The sequence below is a fragment of the Streptomyces sp. NPDC058240 genome (assembly GCF_042882135.1).
Lineage (GTDB): Bacteria > Actinomycetota > Actinomycetes > Streptomycetales > Streptomycetaceae > Streptomyces.
In genome coordinates this window covers 1-1,588 of sequence record NZ_JBHVWT010000152.1, presented here as the reverse complement: position 1 = coordinate 1,588, position 1,588 = coordinate 1, and the positions used below count along the sequence as shown (strand labels likewise).

The 1,588-nt window shown below is 66.1% G+C and carries 1 pseudogene; it reads left to right on the top strand.

Annotated features, from left to right (window positions below):
- The first annotated feature begins 80 nt into the window (after nucleotides 1–80).
- A pseudogene (locus ACFVX4_RS42065) lies at nucleotides 81–1,551 on the top strand (IS3 family transposase).
- The last annotated feature ends 37 nt before the right edge of the window (nucleotides 1,552–1,588 follow it).

Genomic DNA, 1,588 nt, shown 5'->3' with positions numbered 1-1,588 from the left:
AGCCCTCTCTGTCAAAGTAGATCGAGTCAGGCATACTGGATGATTCATTGAGTCGAGGGCGGAGAAGGAGTAGTGCCCGGGTGGCCAGCACGAATGACCACGGGACCCCTGATCCGCAGGTAGAAGCCCGTGCGACCGGTCCGCGCCGGTATACCGCGGAGTACAAGGCGAGGATCCTCGCGGAGTACGAGACGTTGGACAAGAAGGGCAAGGGCGCTCTGCTGCGGCGAGAGGGCCTGTACTCGTCGCTGGTCACGACGTGGAGGCAGCAGCGGGACAAGGGTGCCCTGGACGCGCTCGGCGCGTCGGCCGGACGGCCGAAGGCGGACCCCAGGGACAAGGAGATCGAGAAGCTCAAGGCGGAAAAGCCCACCTGGAAGCCGACCTCGCGAAGGCCCGCACCGTCATCGAGGTCCAGGGAAAACTCTCCGCGCTGCTCGACCAGTTCGCCACGGACAGCGCCCCGGCCCGGAACGGCGAGAAGAACCAGTGACCGAAGCCCAGCTCGCGGCCGTGGCGTTCAACACCGCCCGCAACCAGGCCCTTGAAGAGCTCACCGGGCTGGTCGGACGCGTCCAGGCATGCGCCGCTCCCGGCGTGAGCCGTGCCACCTACTACCGCCAACACCGCCGAAGCCCCGCCCCGGCCAAGCCGCGGCGGGAACGGCGCCGACACGCCCGTGCTCTCACACTCAAGGAGGAGATACGGGTCCTCGACGTGCTCCATTCCCCGGAGTTCGCCGACATGGCGCCCGCCGAGATCTACGCGGTGCTCCTGGACCGGGGTGTCTACCTGTGCTCGGAGTCGACGATGTACCGGCTCCTGCGACGGCACGGCGAGGTCCGTGAACGCCGCCGCCAGGCCGTCCACCCGCCCCGGACCGTTCCCGAGCTGGTCGCCGAGGGCCCGAACCGGGTATGGAGTTGGGACATCACGAAACTGAAGGGGCCGGTCAAGGGCGTCTACTACTGCCTCTACACGATCATCGACATCTTCAGCCGCTACACCGTCGGCTGGATGATCGCCGCCCACGAGAACAAGGACCTCGCCGAGCGGTTCCTGTCCGAGTCGATCGCCAAGTACGGCATCGAACCAGGGCAGTTGACGATCCACTCGGACCGCGGGTCCCCGATGCTCGCGCAGAACGTTGCCCAGATGATGGCCGGTCTCGGCGTCACCAAGTCGCATTCGCGGCCGAAGACGTCGAACGACAACCCGTACAGCGAGAGCCAGTACAAGACCCTGAAATACCGGCACGACTTTCCCGAGCGTTTCGGATCCCTCGAGGACGCCCGGGCGTGGTGCACCCAGTTCTTCACCTGGTACAACGAGGAGCATCGGCACTCCGGGATCGGCCTGCACACGCCCTGCGACGTGCACTTCGGTCTCGCCGAGCAGCTCCGCGAGATGCGTGCCGACGTCCTCCAGTCGGTCTACGCGAAGCACCCCGAACGCTTCGTCCGCAAACCACCCGAGCCTCCCAAGCTCCCCGCAGCGGCTTGGATCAACCAGCCGGCACCAGACGGCCCGCTGATCCCAGCACAGCGTTAGAACGATCTACCTGCCTTGATCGCTTTGACAGGTTCCG